Genomic DNA, 18,219 nt, shown 5'->3' with positions numbered 1-18,219 from the left:
GCTGTCTCCTCAGGCCTTGGGCTCGTTGTCGACGGGTTTCGGTGCGCTGGCCAGGGCTTGCAGCAGGGCCGGGTCCTTGATGGCCTTGAGGATGATGTCCTCGGCACCGGTCTTGCCGTCCATGTAGGTCAGCAGGTTGGCCAATTGGGTGCGGGCCTCGAGCAGCTGGTTGAGGGCGTCGACCTTGCGCGCCACGGCGGCCGGGCTGAAGTCGTCCATGCTCTCGAAGGTGATGTCCAGGCTCAGGTTGCCTTCGCCGGTCAGTTCGTTGGGCACGTTGAAGGCCACGCGTGGCTTCATCGCCTTCAGGCGCGAGTCGAAGTTGTCGACGTCGATTTCCAGGAACTTGCGCTCGGCCACCGCTGGCAGCGGTTCGGCCGGCTTGCCGGCAAGGTCCGACAGCACGCCCATGACGAACGGCAACTGGACTTTCTTCTCGGCGCCGTAGAGCTCGACGTCATATTCGATCTGCACCCGCGGCGCACGGTTGCGCGCGATGAATTTCTGGGAGCTGTCTTTCGCCACGTTGTTCCTCCTGGTCGCCGGTACGGCGGCGCTGTTCGTTGCGGGCGTCGGTGTTGATGCGGGCCGAGGACGTCAGTTGTCCTCGGGGCCGCGCAGGTTCTCGAATTGCGACCAGCCATCAGGGATCAGGTCGCGCACAATGGTTGCGAAATCGGCATGGACCAGCTTCTTCGCCCGGTGCAGCAGTACCGGCAGCGGGCTTGATGGCTCGTGGCGGGCGTAGTACTGCAGCAGGCGGTCAAGGCTCTGCTGCACGTCTTCGCGGCTGTTGACTTCGCCGGGGCGGGCAGCCGGCCGTGTGCCCGGGGCGGCACTGGCGGTCGCCTGCCGCTCGTCATCGCGCTCGGCAGCCGGCGTGTCATCGGCTTGCGGGGCTGGGCCCGCCCCGTCGGGGCAGTAGTCAGCCAGTACCTGCTGCACCTGGCGCAGCGGCTGGCGCAAGGCTGACAAATCGATACCGCTGGCCGACCCGACCTGGTCGTTGACCCGGCTCTCGATGGCGTCCACCGCCTCGCGGGCCAGCCGCAGCGCCTCTTGGCATTGCTGCAGCTGGTCGGCGTCGGCGTCACGCAGGGCGGCGGCCAGTTCCTCGGCGCTGAGCTGTTCGCTGGCGAAATGCTGCACGCCTGCGGCGTGCAGTGCCGCGCGCAGGGTGACCGGGCCAAAGGCACGGGAGCGCACCAGCACGGCGTCACGCAGCAGCGCGATGTTGGTGTCGCAGGCCAGGCCGGCCAGGGCGTTGACCCGTACCGTAGGGTCGTTGTCGTCGGCGGCGTCCAGTTGTGGGTGCAGGTGCAGCCAGTACTCGCCGAGCAGATCGCGGATCAGCTCCAGGCTGGCGGCAAGCCCTGGGAGGCCGTGCAGGGCCAGGTTGGCCTGAAGCAGGAAATGGGTGATGCGCAGGTCCTTGCTGCGTTGCAGCAAGGTCGTGCTTGCCTGCTCGATATCGCGCCACTGTGGTGGCTCGGCAGGCTGGACGGCGTCACCCATGACGCGCTCGGGGCGGCCCTGGGCGTCACGCTCCAGTTGCAGAAACTCGGCGTCATATTCGAGGTCATCGCCGCAGGGAAAGTCAGCGGAAACAGCGGCGAGCAGCGGCGATGCGTTCACCAGAATTCGATCTCCATATCGGCCCTTGGTGAGGGCGTGTTGTTGTGCGAAGTTGCAAGTGTGAACTGGCGCACAAACTTTCCAAAGAGTGCCGGGGTGATATCATGGTGATATTATTTTGGCACTTCGAAGTTGCGCATTTATGGTTTATTTATTCGCGAGTGTCAAGGTAAGCTACGCGCCCCCGAGTGCCAGCTGTGAATCCGTTGGCAGTTACCGAGCACCACTCGTCCGATTCCATTCGGTTAGCCTCGGCATTAGCGTTGAATAGCCGTCGTACGTTCGGTTATGTGCACGAAGCCCCCGTGAATCAAGGGGTACAGCTGTTTTTGAGTGGTTGTGGGAAAACAACTCAAATGGATGGATCGATGTTTTAAATGGATGCATGGAGGCGTGATGGCACTTTGGCTAACTATCACTAGTTACCACAAGATTACTCCCGGGCAATGCCCGGAGATGCGGCTGGAAACCGGTGCCATCACGCTTGGCCGTGCGGCGGAAAATGACTGGGTACTTCCTGACCCCGAGCGGTTGGTATCGGCCCGGCATTGTGTGATCCAGTTCAAGGAAGGGCGATATTTTTTGACCGATGACAGTACGAACGGTGTGGAATTAGTTCGTGCCGGTATTCGCTTGCGTCGCGGTAACAGTGAGCAGTTGCTGGATGGCGAAGTTATCCGTATTGGGGAATACGAGATACAGGCGCGCATCGAGGCGAACCTGCCTGGCGCCCTGGAGGGCGAACCCCAGGTACACAGTTTCGAGGCGCTGATGGCCAACCAGGTGGCGGCCCCGGCCGTTCCCGCCCCGCCGATTTCCGGTGCGCCGGCTGCGTTCCTGCAAGGTGCGTCGAACCACGACACGCTGCCTGACCTGTTCGACTTCCTCGGCCCCTCGAGCGTGCCGCCGGTCAGCCAGCCCGACCATGTGCCGGCTCAGCAGCACGACTTCCGCCCGCCAACCCCGGTGGTAGCGCCTGCCCCGGCCGCCGAACCGGCTGCGCCGGGGATGATCCCGGAAGACTGGAACCTGTTCGGCTCGGCACCGGCACCGGCACCGGCACCGGCACCGGCTCCGACCCCGACCCCGACCCCGACCCCGACTGCGCCGCCTGCGCCAGCCGTTCCTGCAGTGCCTGCACAGCCTGCTGCAAGCGAACCAGTCGCCGCACCTGCGCCAGCCGCAAGCAGCGATGCGTTGCTGCAGGCGTTCCTGCGCGGCGCCGGTATCGAGCACCTGCGCATCGACGCCGCCGACGCCGCCGCGCAAATGGAGGCCATCGGCCAGAGCTACCGCTTGATGGTGGAGGGCCTGATCGACGTGTTGCGTGCACGCAGCAGCCTGAAGGGCGAGTTCCGCATGCAGCAGACCACCATCGCCCCGGTGCAGAACAACCCGCTGAAGTTCGCCCCCAATGCCGACGAGGCGTTGCTGCTGTTGTTGCGTCACGGTAACCAGGCGTTCATGGCGCCGGACCAGGCCGTGCGCGAAAGCTTCGATGATGTGCGCGCCCACCAGCTGGCGGTGATGGCGGGCGTGCAGGCTGCAATCAAGCACCTGCTCGCGTGTTTCCAGCCGGCGCGCCTGGAGCAGCGCCTGGCACCTGCGGCGGGGCTGGCCAAGTTGTTCGGTGGCTCGCGCCAGGCCCACTGCTGGCAGCAGTTCACTGAGCTTTACGGGCAGATCTCCCGTGAAGCCGAAGACGATTTCCAGGAACTGTTCGGCCGCGAATTCAGCCGCGCCTACGAGGCCCATAGCAGCCGTTTGCAACGTAGTTGAGCGCACCCAGGAAGACCACGGTACGTCAAGAGGACAAGGATGAAAGCAATACGACTGGTCGCAGCCCTGAGCCTGGTGCTGCTGGCTGCCTGCAGCAAGGACACGCCGGTTGCCCCCGCTGCCGACAGTGCACCGGACAGCGCAGCCGTGACCCTGTATTTCAGTGCCGCCGAGGGGCTGAACCCGGGCCCTGGCGGCACGCCTGCGCCGGTACGGGTGCGCCTGTACGAGCTGAAGAACAGCGCCGCATTTGCCCGCGCCGACTACTTCGCCCTGGCCGAGCGCGCCCAGGCCACCCTCGGCGCCGACCTGATCGACCAGGACGAAGTGCTGTTGCAGCCCGGCGGCCAGTTGCGCCTGGAACGTCCGCTCGACCCTGCCACTCGCCACATCGGCCTGGTGGTCGGTTACCGCGAGATCGACCAGGCCCAGTGGCGCAGCGTGCTGCCGGTGCCGCCGCGGGACTATCAGATCAGCCTCGATGTGCGTGCCGTGCGCAGCGCCGTGGCCACCCCACAACCTGAACCTGCCCGCTAGGCAATCGGAGTCCCCATGTCCTGGAACAATCGCGTGGTGTGGTCGGAAGGCATGTTCATCACGACCCAGCATTTCCAACAGCATGATCGCTACCTCGAACACCTCGTCGACGCCCGCAACCGGCCGCTGAGCGTGGCCGCGTGGGGTTTCTCCGAGCTGCTGCTCGACCAGGGCCTGCTTGCCCAGGGCAAGGTGGCGATTCTCAGCGCCCGCGGCTTGCTGCCCGACGGCACGCCGTTCGACATCCCCCGCGACGACCTGCCACCTGCGCCGCTGGAAGTGCCCGACGATCTGCGCGATGGCGTTGTCCACCTGGGGCTGCCACTCAAGCGGGCGGGGGCCCGCGACACCGTCGACGAGGGCGAAGCCGTCGCTGGCGCCCGCTATGTCAGCCGTGTCAGCGAGGTGCGCGACGACAACGCGCCGTTCGAAAACCGTGCCCCGCTGGCCCTCGGCAGCCGCGCCCTGCGCCTGCTGCGCAGCGAGGACGGCCTGAGCGACTACGCCGCCCTTGGCATGCTGCGCATCCGCGAAAAGCGCGCCGACCGCGCACTGGTGGTGGATGACAGCTACATCCCGCCGGTACTCGACGTGGCGGCCAGCCAACAACTGTTCGGCTTCTGCGGCGAGCTGCTGGGCCTGCTGCACCAGCGTGGCGAAGCGCTGGCGGGCAGGGTGGTCGCCTCGGCCAATGGCGGGGCGTCGGAGATTGCCGACTTCATGCTGCTGCAACTGGTCAACCGCGCCCAGCCGCTGGTCGAACACCTCAACCAGCTGAGCCCGCTGCACCCCGAGCGGCTGTACAGCGAGCTGGTGGCCCTGGCTGGCGAGTTCGCCACCTTCACCCGCGATGGCCGCCGCCCGCACAGCTTCCCGGTGTATCAGCACGACGACCTGGCGGCGACCTTCGCTCCAGTGATGGCCGCCTTGCGCGAGGCCTTGTCGACGCTGATCGACAGCAAGGCGGTGGCCATTCCCATCGTCGAGAAGGCCTACGGCATCCACGTTGGCATGCTTGCCGACCGCAGCCTGCTCGACAGCGCCAGTTTCGTCCTGGTGGTGCGTGCCGATGTGCCCAGCGAGACGCTGCGTAGCCGCTTTGGCCAACAGAGCAAGATCGGCTCGGTGGAGCACATCCGCGACCTGGTCAACCTGCAACTGCCGGGCATCGGCCTGCTGCCGTTGCCGGTGGCGCCCCGGCAGATCCCGTTCCACGCCGGCTCCACCTACTTCGAGCTCGACCGGGGCAGCGAGCACTGGAAGCAGTTGCAACACTCCGGTGGCTTTGCCTTCTACGTCGCCGGCGAGTTCCCCGGCCTGAGCCTGGCCTTCTGGGCCATTCGAGGATAACCCGCGATGCACCCGGAAGATCCGCAGGCCAACGACCGTACCCAGTTCATGCCGCGCCCCGGTGGCCGTGCTGCCCCGCAACCCGCCGCGCCAGTGCCGCAGCCGCCGCCGTTGCAGGTACCGGCCGAGCCCCTGGCGCCTGGCCAGGGCGTGGGTGTCAACCCGCTCGAGCAGGCGGCCGGGCCGTTGCTGGCCTTGCTTACCCGCCTGCGCAACACCATCGCTCATTCGGCGCCGGCCAGCCTGCGGGCGCAGTTGCTGGCCTATCTGCGCCAGTTCGAGACCCGTGCCGAAGCCGCCGGGGTGGTGCGCAACGAGGTGCTGCTGGCGCGCTATGCGCTGTGCACCGCGCTGGACGAGGCAGTGCTCAGCACGCCGTGGGGCAGTGCCAGCGACTGGAGCCGCCAGAGCTTGCTGATTACGGTGCACAACGAGGCCTGGGGCGGTGAGAAGGTGTTCCAGCTGATGGAGCATTGCCTGCAGAGCCCGCGCGAACGCCTCAACCTGCTGGAGCTGTTGTACCTGTGCACCAGCCTCGGCTTCGAGGGCCGCTACCGGGTCATGAACGATGGCCGCGCCCAGCTCGAAGCGCTGCGCGAGCGCACCGCTGCGGCAATTCGCAGTGCCCGTGGCGAACGTGAGCGCGAACTCTCGCCACACTGGCGTGGGGTGGCTGTCAGCCGTGACCGCCTGGCCCAGTTCGTGCCGCCATGGGTGGGCCTGGCGGTGGCCGCGGCATTGCTGTTGCTGCTGTTGTTCGGCCTGCGCCTGAAGCTGGCCGCCGATGCCGAGCCGGTGTTCCGGGGTATCCACGCGCTGGGCGAAATCCCGGTACAAGCCATGGACCGCCCGGTGCTGCAGCCCAAGCCAGTGGAGCGCCCGCGCCTGGCCGGGTTCCTCGCCGATGACATCAAGGCCGGCCGGGTTTCCGTCGAAGACGCGGTCGACCGCTCGGTGGTGACCATTCGCGGTGACGAGCTGTTCGCCAGCGCCAGCGCCAGCATCAAGGGCGATTTCCAGCCGCTGATGCTGCGCATCGCCGAGGCAGTGGCCAAGGTCAAGGGCAATGTCCGGGTCACCGGGCACAGCGACAACCAGCGCATCGCGACGTTGCGCTTCCCGTCCAACTGGGCGTTGTCGCAAGCGCGCGCCGAAGAGGTCAAGGGCATCCTCGCCGCGCGCACCGGGCAACCCGAGCGCTTCAGCGCCCAAGGGCTGAGCGACACCGAACCCCTGGCGTCGAACGACACCGCGCAGGGCCGGGCGAAGAATCGCCGGGTTGAAATCACCGTTCTGGCGGAGGGCGTCGAGTGAAGGCGTTTTTCAGTTTTGTCATTCGCTGGGTGATCCCGCTGCTGGGCCTGATCGCCCTGAGCCTGATCATCTGGTTCGTAGGGCCGTTGCTGGACATGCTGGCGTCGCCCACGCCACGCTGGCTGCTGATCGTCCTGCTGTTCGCCCTGTGGGGCGGCTACCGCGCCTGGCGCATCGTGCAGGCGCGCCGGCAGGCGGCCAAGGTCATGCAGAGCCTGGCCGCAGAAACCGCCCCGGACCCTGCCAGCGTGGCCACCACCGAAGAGCTGGCGGCGCTGCGCCAGCGCATGGACGAGGCCCTGGCCCTGTTGAAGAAGGCCCGCCTGGGTGGTGACGAGCGTCGCAATCTTTACGAGCTGCCGTGGTACGTGATCATCGGCCCGCCCGGCTCGGGCAAGACCACCGCGCTGGTCAACTCCGGCCTGCACTTCCCGCTGGCCGCGCAACTGGGCGAGGGCGCCATCCGCGGTGTGGGCGGCACGCGCAACTGCGACTGGTGGTTCACCGACCAGGCGGTGCTGCTCGACACTGCCGGCCGCTACACCACCCAGGACAGCCACGCCCAGGTCGACAAGGCGGCCTGGCTGGGCTTTCTCGACCTGCTCAAGACCCAGCGCTCGCGCCGCCCCATCGACGGTGCATTCATCGCCATCAGCCTGTCCGACCTGCTGCTGGGCAGCGACGCCGAGCGCGCCGCCCACGCCGCGGCGATCCGCGCGCGCATCCAGGAGCTGTACAGCCAGCTGGGCGTGCGCTTCCCGGTGTACCTGATGCTGACCAAGCTCGACCTGGTGCCGGGCTTCATGGAGTTCTTCGACAACCTGGGCAAGGACGAACGCGCCCAGGTGTGGGGCATGACCTTCCCGCTGGATACTCTCGAACAGGGCGCTGACGGCCCGTTGGCGCAGTTCGACAACGAGTTCGCATTGCTCGAACGGCGGCTCGGTGAGCGCCTGGTCGAGCGCCTGCAACAGGAACGCGACCCGGCCCGGCGCGACCTTGTCTACGGCTTCGTGCAACAGTTCGCCGCCCTGCGTGGCAACCTCAAGGCCTTCCTCGACGGCATCTTCAAGCCCAACGCCTTCGAAGCACGGGCGTTGCTGCGCGGTGTGTACTTCACCAGCGGCACCCAGGAAGGCAGCCCCATCGACCGGCTGATCGGCAGCATGGCCCAGAGCATGGGCCTGGACCGTGCGCACCTGGCACGCCAGAGCGGTAGCGGGCGCAGCTATTTCATCGAGCGGTTGTTCACTGCCGTGGCCTTCGCCGAGCGCGGCCTGGTTGGCAGCAACCCCAAGGTGGAGCGGCGGCGCCGGTGGATCGCCCGTGGTGCGCTGGCCGTGAGCGTGGCGCTGGTGCTGTTGGTCGGGACCTTGTGGGCCCTCAGTTATCGGGCCAACCAGCAATACATCGCCGAAGTCGACAGCCGCCTTCAGCCACTGGGCAAAAGCGTGCAAGGCCTGAGCCCTGCGCAGCGCAACGTGGTCGACGTGCTGCCGCTGCTCAACGCCGTCCGCCACCTGGCCGACGACCCTCCCAGCTGGGCCGAGGGCCTGGGCCTGTACCAGGGCGACATGCTCGAAAGCGAATCGCAGAGCCTGTACCGCAAGCTGCTGATCGCCATTTTCGCCCCCCGCCTGGTTACCCGCATCGAGGAACAGCTGTATGCCGGGGGGCCATCCGATTACCTCTACGAAGGGCTCAAGGCCTACCTGATGCTGGCCGATGCCGAGCACTACGACCCAGACTTCATCAAGGCCTGGATCACCCTCGACTGGGAGCGCCAGTTACCCCGCGACCTTGCGCCCGACCTGCGCCAAGCCCTGGGGCAGCACCTGGCGGCGCTGTTCGAGAAACGTCCGCCGAACGCACGCCTGGACCAGCGCCTGATCGACGACACCCGTCGCCAGCTGCAGCAGTTGCCGGTGGCCCAGCGTGTTTACGACCGGGTCAAGCGCCAGAAGCTGCCAGGCGGGGTCGAAGACTTCCGCGTCAGCGACGCTGCCGGGCGTGATGCCGCCCTGGTGTTTCGCTTCAAGAGCGGCAAGCCGTTGAGCGAGCCGCTGCCGGGGCTGTTCACCGTGCAGGGCTACCGCCAGGCATTTCTCGTCGCCAGCCTGGCGCAGAGCACCACGCTGGCCGAAGAACGCTGGGTACTGGGCCGCGCGCCGGGCGAAGCGGGCGATGCCAAACGCCTGGCCGACGATGTGCAGCAACTCTACTACCAGGATTACATCCGCCACTGGGATGCCCTGCTCGACGACCTGGACGTCGTGCCTGTCACCAGCGTTGGCCAAGCCGCCGACGTGCTGCGGGTGCTGTCCGGGCCGACCTCGCCGATGAAGCAGCTGCTGCAGGCGGTGGCCCGTGAAACCAACCTGGCGCAGCCGACCACGCTCGACAAGGTCCAGGACAAGGCCGAGCAGGCCGGTGTCGACCAGCTGCGCCAGCGCCTTGGCGGGCTGCTCGGCGACGCGCCGCTGCCCGTCGACAGCCCCGCGGCCCGCACGCAGGACCCGGTGACCGCGCACTTCGCCGAGCTGGCCACGCTGGTCGGCAGCGGTGAAGGCCAGCCCGCCGCCATCGACGGCTTGCTCACCGACCTCAATGCGCTCTACGTGCAGGTCAGCGCCATGGTCGGTGCCAGCGGCGACGCCTTGCTCGGCGAGGCCAAGAACCAGGCCCAGGCTGCGGCGCAACGGGTAGCCCTGGGCGCGGCGCGCCAGCCCAGGGTGGTGCAGAACCTGGTCAGTTCGGTACTCGGCTCGACCCATGGCATCGTCATGGGCGGGGTGCGCAACCAGCTCAATGCCGCCTGGGCCAGCGAAGTGCTGAATGTCTACCGGCAGTCGCTCAGCGGCCGCTACCCGCTGGTGGCTGGCAGTTCGCGCGACGCCACCCTGGAAGACTTCGGCCAGTTCTTCGGGGTCGGTGGGGTGATGGACAACTACTTCCGCAAGTACCTGCAGCCCTACGTCAATACTTCCAGCACGCCCTGGAGCTGGCAGCCGGGCGCTGCGCAGAAGCTCGGGATCAGCGGCAATGTGCTGTACACCTTCCAGCGCGCGGCGACCATCCGCGATGCGTTCTTCCGCAGCGGTAACGGCCTGCAGCCAAGCGTGCGTTTCGAGCTCAAGCCGGTGGCGATGGACGCGAGCATCACCCAGTTCCTGCTTGATCTCGACGGCCAGCAAGTCAGCTACGACCACGGCCCGAGCCGCCCGGTGGCGTTGCAGTGGCCCAACCCGAACAGCATCGGCGTGGTTCGCCTGTCGATCGCGCCGCCATCGGCCAGCGGCCGTTCGGGGCTGACCGTGGAAGGCCCATGGGCGTGGTTCCGCCTGCTCGACCAGGCCGACCTGGTGGCTGGCAGCTCGCCGGAACGTTTCAACCTGCGTTTGCGCGTGGATGGCGCCAGCGTGTCGTACGAGCTGCGTGCCAGCAGCGCCTTCAACCCGTTCCGCAGCCGAGTGGTCAGCGGTTTCAGCCTGCCGGAGCATCTGTGAACGACGTGGGTTTCTACGGAAAACTGGCCTGTCGCGGCGACTTCGTCAGCCGTGGCTTGCCGCAGACCTTCATCCAGCCCTGGGACCAGTGGCTGGCCGCCGGTATCCAGGCCAGCCAGCAGGCGCTTGGCGAGGCCTGGCTGCAGGCCTACCTGGTCAGCCCGTTGTGGCGCTTTGCCCTGGCGCCTGGGGTGTGTGGCCCGGACGCGGTGGTCGGCGTGCTGATGCCGAGCATCGACCGGGTGGGGCGGTATTTTCCGCTGAGCGTGGCGCAGGTGCTGGAGCCCGGGGTGGCGATCGCAGGCATCGTTGGTGGGGCCGATGAGTGGTTCGAAGGTGTCGAGGCGGCGTTGCTGGGCACGCTTGAAGCGGATGCGGCTTTCGAGCATTTCGAGGCAGCCTTGCAGCCTTTCGACCAACCCCGGCCGCCGCTGCAGGGGCCACGCGTGGCCGTGGGCGGGTTGCAGCGGCTGGACGGCATCACGCCGCAAGGCAGGGCGTTGGCCCTGGCCGAATGCGCCTGCGCAGGCATGAGCCTGTGGTGGGGCCTGGGCAGCGAGCGGATCGCACCTGGCCTGCTGCGTAGCCAGGGCCTGCCGCGCAGCGAGCAGTTCGCCGCGTTCCTGCTGGGCAGCGAGGCGAGTCCAGCATGAGCCGCGTGCACTACAGCGCGGCCAGCTACAGCCATGTAGGCATGGTCCGCAAGATCAACGAAGACGCCTGCCTGGAGCTGACCTGGGATGGCCTGTGGGCCGTTGCCGACGGCATGGGTGGGCATGCCGCCGGGGACTATGTGAGCAGCCTGGCCGTGGACAGCCTGCGCCAGTTGCCGCTCATCGATGGGTTGGAGGATTTCACCCAGGCCCTGCGCGACACCTTGGCCCAGGTCAACAGCGCCGTACGCGAGGAGACCTTGCGCCGGGGCGTGGCGATGATGGGCAGCACGGTGGTGGTCCTGGCCGCACGCGGCGACCGGGCGGTAGGCCTGTGGGCTGGTGACAGCCGCCTGTATCGGCTGCGCGATGGCCGTATCGAGCGCCTGTCGCATGACCACAGCTATGTCCAGGAACTGCAGGACAGCGGCCTGCTCAACGAGGCCGAAGCGCGCGTACACCCGCGCGGCAACATCGTTACCCGCGCCATCGGCGTCGAGGACCAGCTCGAACTCCAGGCGGTGGATGTGCAGGTACAGCCGGGCGACACCTACCTGCTGTGCAGCGACGGCTTGAACAAGACCGCCGAAGACCACGAGATCGCCGACGTGCTCGGCCACGCCGACCCCTATCAGGTGGTCCGCAGCCTGGTACACCTGGGGCTGACCCGTGGCGCCCCTGACAACATCACCGCCGTGGTGGTGAAGGCGAAATGAAGAGCACCCCGAACATGCAGATTCCCGGATTCGACATCGACAGCGAGATTGGCCAGGGCGCCATGGCCAGCGTCTACCTGGCCACCCAGCGCTCGCTGCAGCGCAAGGTGGCGCTGAAGGTGATGGCCGCGAGCCTTGCCGCCGACCCTACCTTCTGCGAGCGCTTCCTGCGCGAAGGGCGCACCCTGGCGCGGCTGGCGCACCCGCACATCGCCACCATCCATGACATCGGCAACGTCGGCGAACTGTACTACATGGCCATGGAGTACCTGCCCAGCGGCACCCTCAAGGAGCGCATCGCCGCCGGGCTTGCACCCGAGCAGGGCTTGCTGTACGTGCGGCAGATCGCCCAGGCGCTGGGTTATGCCCACGGCCAGGGGTTGGTGCACCGCGACGTGAAGCCGGCCAACATCCTGTTCCGCGCCGACGGCACGGCGGTGCTCTCGGACTTTGGCATCGCCAAGTCGCTGGATGACCGCACCCAGTTCACCCAGGCTGGCTTCGCCGTCGGCACCCCGAGCTACATGAGCCCGGAGCAGGCGCGGGGCATGGACATCGACGGCCGCGCCGACCTGTATGCGCTTGGGGTGGTGCTGTACGAGATCCTTGTCGGCGAGCTGCCCTACCGTGGCACCGATGCGTTGTCGACCGCACTGGCCCACCTGACCGAGCCACTACCGGAGCTGCCCATCGAGCACGGGCGCTACCAGGACATCCTGCGCGGGCTGCTGGCCAAGGACCCAGATCAACGCTTCGCCGATGCCGACGCGTTGCTGGCCGCACTCGATCGCTTGCCTGCCGATGACCAGGACAGCACAGTGATCCGGCCGTTGCCGGTCGCGATGCCGGGCAAGGCAGACCTTGGCGGCTTGACGCCAATGTCCATTGATATTCCGCAGGCCACGGCCGAGCCGGTCGCCTCACCCACGCCTGCAAAGGAGCCGTCCCGGCCCAGGCCCGCTGCGCCGCCGAAACCAGCCTCGGGCATGCCGGCCAAGGCCCTGCTGGCCGTGGCCATAGCCGCGGCGCTGGGCCTGGGCGCGACCTTGTTCTGGTTGCGCAGTGGCAGCGACCAACCGGACGTGCAGCCACCCGTGGCGCAAACCGCGAGCGAACCGCTGACGCCAACCGCTCCACCGCCAGCGGCCAGCGAAGACGGCCGGCCTTTGTTGATGCCGGGCAAGAAAACCCTGTTCCAACGCGTGCTGAGCAAGCCCGAAGCGCAACTGCGCGCAGGGCCCGGTAACAGCGCGGGTGAACCGCTGCCGGCGTTCTCGGTGCTGTACGTGTACCAGCGCAAGGACATCGACGGCCAGCCATGGCTGGAAGTGGGCGCCTCCAGCAGCGGCCAGCGCGACGGCTGGTTGCCTGCGGCGCAAACCAGCGACTGGAAGCAAAGCCTGGTGCTGAAGTTCACCGAGCGTTCCGGCCGTTCACCGGTGATGTTCATGCGCCAGGCCGATGACCTGCAGCAACTGCTCGACGACACCGGCAAGGCCCGCGCCGACCTGCTCAAGGCGCAGAACGAGCCCGACCAGGTGCCCCAGGTGCTGGCCCTGGAGCCCGCCGCCAGCGCGGTGCCGCAGAACCAGTTCTACCTGATGCCGATCTTCGACTACCGCGAAAGCTTCGGCGCCGACGGCCAGCCGGTGCAGTTGCTCAACGTCGCCTCCATCGACCCCGGCAGCAGCGTTCGCAGCCAGGCGGCCACGGCTGCCGGTGCGGCCGTGGCAACGGACAACCGCTTCCGTACCGGCATCGTCCTGGTGGTCGACACGTCGGTGTCGATGCAACCCTACATCGACCGCGTGCGCCAGGTGGTCAGCGAACTGCAGGCGCAACTGGCTGCACGGGGCGAGCTGGGCAATGTCAGCTTCGGCCTGGTGGGCTTTCGCAACAGCGTCAAGCGCACCCCGGGCCTGGACTACCTGAGCAAGACCCTGGTCAGCCTGGAGGAGGGCCGCGACCCGGCGCGCTTCCTCAAGGCTGCCGCGCAGGTCAAGGCCACCAGCGTCTCCAGCCATTCGTTCAACGAAGATGCCTTTGCCGGCGTGATGCAGGCCGTGGAGGGCATGGACTGGTCGGGCTATGGCGGGCGCATCGTCCTGCTGGTCAGCGATGCCGGTGCCCTGCGCAAGAACGACCCCTACAGCAGCACACAGATGAACGAGGCCGAGGTTCGCCAGGCTGCGTTGAGCAAGCAGATCAGGATCTACGCCCTGCACCTGCGCACCCCGGCCGGTGCGAAAAACCATGGCGCTGCCGAAAGCCAGTACCGCGTGCTTACCGCCGACAGCAACCCGCAGATCGGTGACCTGTACGTGGCTGTGCCGGGCGGCGATGTGGGCGCCTTTGGCGAGCGCGTGCGCGAGATCGGCTCGACGTTCGCCGAACTGGTGCACCAGGTGCGTGAACAGCAGCCGCAGCCGTTGCCCCAGTTGGGCTCGGGCGCGAGCCTGGCGGCGAAGTCCCAGGCGATCGGTTATGCCATGCACATGGACTTCCTCGGCCGTAACGGCGCCAGCCAGGCGCCGCAACTGGTCAGCGCCTGGGCCGCCGACCATGACCTGGCCAACCCGGCGTTGCCGAGCCTGCAGGTGTGCGTGATGCTGACCAAGCTGCAACTCAATGACCTGCAGCAGTCGCTGAAGCTGATCGTCGATGCCGCGCGCAAGACCCGCAGTTCACCGAGTGATTTCTTCAACGAGATCGCCAGCGCGAGCGCCTACATGAGCCGCGATCCGGGGGCCCTGCGCAAGGGCGCAAACCTGGCCCAGGGCGGGGTACTGGGCGAATACCTCGAAGGCCTGCCGTACCGCAGCAAGTCCCTGAGCATGACCGAGGACCTGTGGCTGTCGCTGTCGGTGGCCGAACAGGAGGATTTCATCGACGAGCTGGATTCGAAGATCCGCCTGTACGAAACCTTCCACAACGACATGGCCAACTGGGTGCGCTTCGGCAAGGCCGAGCCGGGCGATGCCCTGTACCGTGTACCGCTGTCGACGCTGCCGTGATGATCAGCCTGCACGCGGTGCACAAGACGCGCGGCCAGGGTGCCCAGCGCTACAGCCTGCAGATCGACCGGCTGCAGCTGGCGGCAGGGGCACGGGTGGCGCTGGTCGGCCCCAGCGGCTGCGGCAAGAGTACCTTGCTCGACCTGCTGGCGCTGGTGCTGGCGCCGGATGCGGCCGAGGGCTTCGTCTTCGCCGGCACCGATGTGGCTGGCCTGTGGCGCCAGCGCCGCCTCGACCAGTTGGCGGCGCTGCGCAGCCGCCAGCTGGGCTATGTGCTGCAGGCCGGCGGATTGCTCGGTTTCCTCGATGTGCGCGGCAATATCCGCCTGCCACGGCAGCTGTTGGGGCTGGGCGAGGATGGCAGCGTCGAACGCCTGGCCGAGGCGCTGGACGTGCGTGACCAGCTGGCCAAGAAACCTGCCGCGTTGTCGCTGGGGCAACGTCAGCGAGTCAGCTGCGCCCGGGCCCTGGCGCATGCGCCGGCATTGTTGCTGGCCGACGAGCCTACCGCAGCGCTGGACCCGGTGAACGCCGAGCGGGTCATGCAGTTGCTGCTGCGCGAGGCACAGGCGCGCCAGGTGACCTGCGTGCTCGCCACCCATGACGAAGCGCTGGCGCGCCGGGCCGGGTTGAGCGTGCTGCGCATGGTCTGCCGACGCGATGCCGACGGCGGCGTCACCGCCACCTTGGCGCAGGCCGTCTGATGCGCCCGTGGCTGATCGCCGGCCTGGCCTGGCAGGACTACCGCAACGATGCGCGGCTGTCGGCGTGCAGCGTGCTGGCGCTGGTCGCGGTGATCGCGCCGTTGCTGGTGCTGTTCGGTCTCAAGTTCGGCCTGGTCGGCAGCCTGACCGAGCGGCTGCAACGCGACCCGAGCGTACGCGAGATCATTCCCTTGGGCGGTGGCCGTTTCCGCGCCGATTTCATCGATGCCCTGGGGCAGCGACCGGACGTCGCCTTCGCCATCGCGCGGACCCGGCAGATCGCCGCCACTGCAGAGCTGCTGCTGCCTGCCAAGGGGCGTGCGGTAACCGTCGAGATGCTGCCGACCGCTGCCGGTGACCCCTTGTTGCAACAGGTGCCGCCGCCGCAGGGCCTGCAGCAGGTAGTACTGAGCTTTACCGCTGCCGAGAAGCTCGGTGCCGCTGCCGGTGATGAGCTGCAGGCCAGCTTCAGCCGGCAGCAGGCCGGCCAGGTGCAATGGCGCCAGACGCGCCTGCAGGTAGCTGCCGTGCTGCCGTTGGCGGCGTTCGAGCGCGATGGCCTGTTTGCTTCCCTGGCCCTGCTCGAAGCGGTCGAGGACTACCGCGACGGGCGCGGCGTGCCGGCGCTGGGCTGGCCGGGGGAGGCCGCAGGCAATGATGCGCAGCGGATATACCCGGCGTTTCGCCTGTATGCCCGTGGGCTGGCTGATGTCGAGAAGCTGCGCGCCTACTTTGCCGAACGCAAGTGGCTGGTATCGACCCAGGCAGCGCAGATCGCCCAGGTGCAGGCCCTGAGCCGCAACCTTGACCTGGTGTTCTGGATCATCACCAGCCTGGCCGTGGCCGGTGCCGTGGCAGCCATCGCCGCTGGCGCGGTGGCGGCGGTACAGCGCAAGCAGCGTGAGCTGGCGGTGCTGCGCCTGCTGGGGTTCGGCACGGCCGCGCTGCTGCTGTTCGTGGTGCTGCAGGCGCTGTACAGCGGCGTGCTGGCGGCCGCAGTTGCCGGCGGCCTGTACCTGCTGGCCGAGCAGGGCCTCAACCGGATCTTCACGCAGGTGCCAGGCGAATACGCCAGCCATCTGTTGTCCATGCATTACTTCGTTGCGTTGTCTGCGGTGCTGCTGGCCAGCACAGCCGCTGCTGCCCTGGGTGGCTGGCGGGTGGCGCGCATCGATGCCAGTCAAGGAATCCGTGATGTCTGAACTTCGTCTCGGGGCTACGGCCCTGCTTCTGACCACGCTGGGCCTGGCGGCCTGTTCGCCGGGTACCGACGAGCCGCCTGCCAATTCGGCCAAGCCGGCCAACGCCGCTGCCGCCAGCACCCCGGCACAGCCGGTCGACACCAGCAAGCTGGACAACCCCAAGCCCTTGCCGGGCGACGTCAGCCTGCCGCTGCCATGCGGCGGCGAACTGGTACTGCGCAGCGTCTACGTGCTGGCCCAGGGTAGCCTGGACGACCGCGAGGTCAACCTCGGCTACCCGTTCAGCGAGGGCGAGGCCGGCTACCAGCAGTCGTTCATTTCCGGTTATCGGCGTGACTTCATCAATGGCCAGTTCAGCCTCCAGGACCTTTCGCCCGCCTGGCAGAAGGCTGTCGCCCCCAACCTGCCCGTACTCGACCAGGCTGGCCCGCTCAAGCCGATGATGTATTTCATCGGCAAGTACGAGGTCAGCGCCCGGCAGTATGCCCAAGTGATGGCTCAGGCCCAGTCGCTGGCCAGCGGCGAGGCGGCGCCGGCCTGTCAGCCCGATACCACGGCGGCGGGGCGCCTGCCCAAGGTCAAGCTGTCGCGTTTTGAGGCCGAGCGCTTTGCCGCGGTCTACAGTGCCTGGCTGCTCAAGCATCACCGTGACCTGCTGCCGGTCAGTGGCCGGGGCAGCAAGGCCGAGGACGGCGGGGTCGGTTTTGTGCGCCTGCCCACCGAAGTGGAGTGGGAGTTCGCTGCCCGTGGCGGCTCTGCGGTAAGCCGCCAGGAACTGGAAGGGCGGCTGTTCCCGCGCAAGGTCCAGGGCAGTGACAGCGATGGGCCGCTTGGCGACTGGGCAGTGTTCAACCAGGTGGCTGGCGGCACCGGGCAGGCCGCACGCCTGATGCCGATCGGTACCCGGCTGCCGAACCCGCTGGGGCTGTTCGATGTGATCGGCAATGCCGCCGAAATGGTTCAGGAGTCGTTCCAGCTGGTGCATGCCGGCCGCTTGCAAGGCGCCTATGGCGGCTTCGTGGTCAAGGGCGGCAACTACCTGGAAGGCGAGGGCACGCTGTTTACCGGCATGCGCCGCGAGTACCCGCTGTTCGGCGCTGACGGTACCGAACAGCGCAACGAGACCACGGGCTTCCGGGTGGCCATCGGCGCCTTGTCGGCACCCCGTTCGCGTTACCAGGAACTGTTCGAGCAGTGGCAAAAGGAAGGGCGCCTGGCCAGCCTGACCGACGATATTGATGCCGTGCAGGACCCGACCAAGCGCCTGGACAGCATCATCGCCGCCACCGCCGACCCGCGCCAGCAGGCCGAGCTGGGGCTGGTCAACGAAGAACTCAAGCGCAGCGTTTCGCTGATCGGCCGCCAGCGCGAAGAGGCTGCCGGCAACCTGATCCAGTCTGCCGCGCTGGTGGCCGAGACCATCAACAACTACAACATTCGCCTGACCAACCTGCGCAACACCCAGGCCGAGGCCAAGGCGCGTGGCGACCAGACCACCGTGAGCATGTACGCCGCAGCCATCGCCAACGGCCGCGCCGCCCTCGATGGCGCCGTGGCGATCTACATCGACAACCTGGCCAGTGGTACGCGCTACACCGATGCGGTGATCCAGGCGCAGTTCCAGCGGGTCAAGGAAGAACTCAACCGCAAACCGGTCCTGGGCAAGAGCCTGGTGAGCCGCGCGACCCTGTTCGTTCGCCATGTTGGGGAGTACCGCCAGAACCGGCGGGCCGACCCGGCAACGATCCTCAAGGAGCTCCTGGCATCGGCCGCCGCGCGGCCTTCGTAGTGGCTTCTGCCTGACGCAAC

The 18,219-nt window shown here is 67.5% G+C and carries 13 protein-coding genes; 11 read left to right on the top strand and 2 right to left on the bottom strand.

The window, feature by feature from the left end; all coding sequences use genetic code 11:
* Positions 1 to 9 precede the first annotated feature (9 nt).
* Together tssB and tssA are read right to left on the bottom strand one after the other, a co-directional pair.
* Entirely contained in the window at positions 10 to 525 is a 516-nt protein-coding gene (tssB, locus tag CAG34_RS14490; protein ID WP_025340314.1) for a type VI secretion system contractile sheath small subunit, read from the bottom strand.
* Positions 526 to 597: 72 nt separating this feature from the next.
* Positions 598 to 1,635, bottom strand: a complete 1,038-nt coding sequence (gene tssA, locus CAG34_RS14485) for a type VI secretion system protein TssA (protein WP_085590758.1) — start codon at positions 1,633 to 1,635, stop codon at positions 598 to 600.
* A gap of 396 nt (positions 1,636 to 2,031) precedes the next feature.
* On the opposite strand from tssA, the gene tagH reads away from it, so the two are divergent.
* The 11 genes from tagH to CAG34_RS14430 are packed head-to-tail and all read left to right on the top strand — an operon-like array spanning position 2,032 to position 18,199.
* Complete coding sequence (tagH, locus tag CAG34_RS14480) at positions 2,032 to 3,414, top strand: type VI secretion system-associated FHA domain protein TagH (protein ID WP_085590756.1); 1,383 nt, start codon at positions 2,032 to 2,034, stop codon at positions 3,412 to 3,414.
* A gap of 39 nt (positions 3,415 to 3,453) precedes the next feature.
* A complete protein-coding gene (gene tssJ, locus CAG34_RS14475) occupies positions 3,454 to 3,951 on the top strand; it encodes a type VI secretion system lipoprotein TssJ (RefSeq protein WP_025340311.1) in 498 nt (165 codons plus the stop codon).
* Positions 3,952 to 3,966: 15 nt separating this feature from the next.
* Positions 3,967 to 5,301, top strand: coding sequence for a type VI secretion system baseplate subunit TssK (tssK, locus tag CAG34_RS14470; protein ID WP_085590753.1), 1,335 nt, complete (start codon positions 3,967 to 3,969; stop codon positions 5,299 to 5,301).
* Between the two features lie 6 nt (positions 5,302 to 5,307).
* The gene (locus tag CAG34_RS14465; RefSeq protein ID WP_085590751.1) at positions 5,308 to 6,615 is read left to right on the top strand and encodes a DotU family type VI secretion system protein; all 1,308 of its coding nucleotides are present in this window, start codon (positions 5,308 to 5,310) and stop codon (positions 6,613 to 6,615) included.
* A complete protein-coding gene (gene tssM, locus CAG34_RS14460) occupies positions 6,612 to 10,121 on the top strand; it encodes a type VI secretion system membrane subunit TssM (protein WP_085590749.1) in 3,510 nt (1,169 codons plus the stop codon). The genes CAG34_RS14465 and tssM overlap by 4 nt, the downstream gene beginning before the upstream one ends.
* Entirely contained in the window at positions 10,118 to 10,774 is a 657-nt protein-coding gene (tagF, locus tag CAG34_RS14455; protein WP_085590747.1) for a type VI secretion system-associated protein TagF, read from the top strand. The genes tssM and tagF overlap by 4 nt, the downstream gene beginning before the upstream one ends.
* The gene (locus CAG34_RS14450; protein ID WP_085590745.1) at positions 10,771 to 11,490 is read left to right on the top strand and encodes a PP2C family serine/threonine-protein phosphatase; all 720 of its coding nucleotides are present in this window, start codon (positions 10,771 to 10,773) and stop codon (positions 11,488 to 11,490) included. The genes tagF and CAG34_RS14450 overlap by 4 nt, the downstream gene beginning before the upstream one ends.
* Positions 11,487 to 14,504 (top strand): serine/threonine-protein kinase, encoded by a 3,018-nt coding sequence (locus tag CAG34_RS14445; protein ID WP_085590743.1) that lies wholly within the window; start codon positions 11,487 to 11,489, stop codon positions 14,502 to 14,504. The genes CAG34_RS14450 and CAG34_RS14445 overlap by 4 nt, the downstream gene beginning before the upstream one ends.
* Complete coding sequence (locus tag CAG34_RS14440; RefSeq protein ID WP_085590740.1) at positions 14,504 to 15,208, top strand: ATP-binding cassette domain-containing protein; 705 nt, start codon at positions 14,504 to 14,506, stop codon at positions 15,206 to 15,208. Before CAG34_RS14445 ends, CAG34_RS14440 begins: the two co-directional genes overlap by 1 nt.
* Entirely contained in the window at positions 15,208 to 16,410 is a 1,203-nt protein-coding gene (locus tag CAG34_RS14435; protein WP_085590738.1) for a hypothetical protein, read from the top strand. The genes CAG34_RS14440 and CAG34_RS14435 overlap by 1 nt, the downstream gene beginning before the upstream one ends.
* The gene (locus CAG34_RS14430; RefSeq protein WP_085590736.1) at positions 16,403 to 18,199 is read left to right on the top strand and encodes an SUMF1/EgtB/PvdO family nonheme iron enzyme; all 1,797 of its coding nucleotides are present in this window, start codon (positions 16,403 to 16,405) and stop codon (positions 18,197 to 18,199) included. Before CAG34_RS14435 ends, CAG34_RS14430 begins: the two co-directional genes overlap by 8 nt.
* The last annotated feature ends 20 nt before the right edge of the window (positions 18,200 to 18,219 follow it).

Source organism: Pseudomonas sp. B14(2017) (assembly GCF_002113255.1).
Lineage (GTDB): Bacteria > Pseudomonadota > Gammaproteobacteria > Pseudomonadales > Pseudomonadaceae > Aquipseudomonas > Aquipseudomonas putida_Z.
This window is presented reverse-complemented; position numbering and strand designations above follow the sequence as displayed.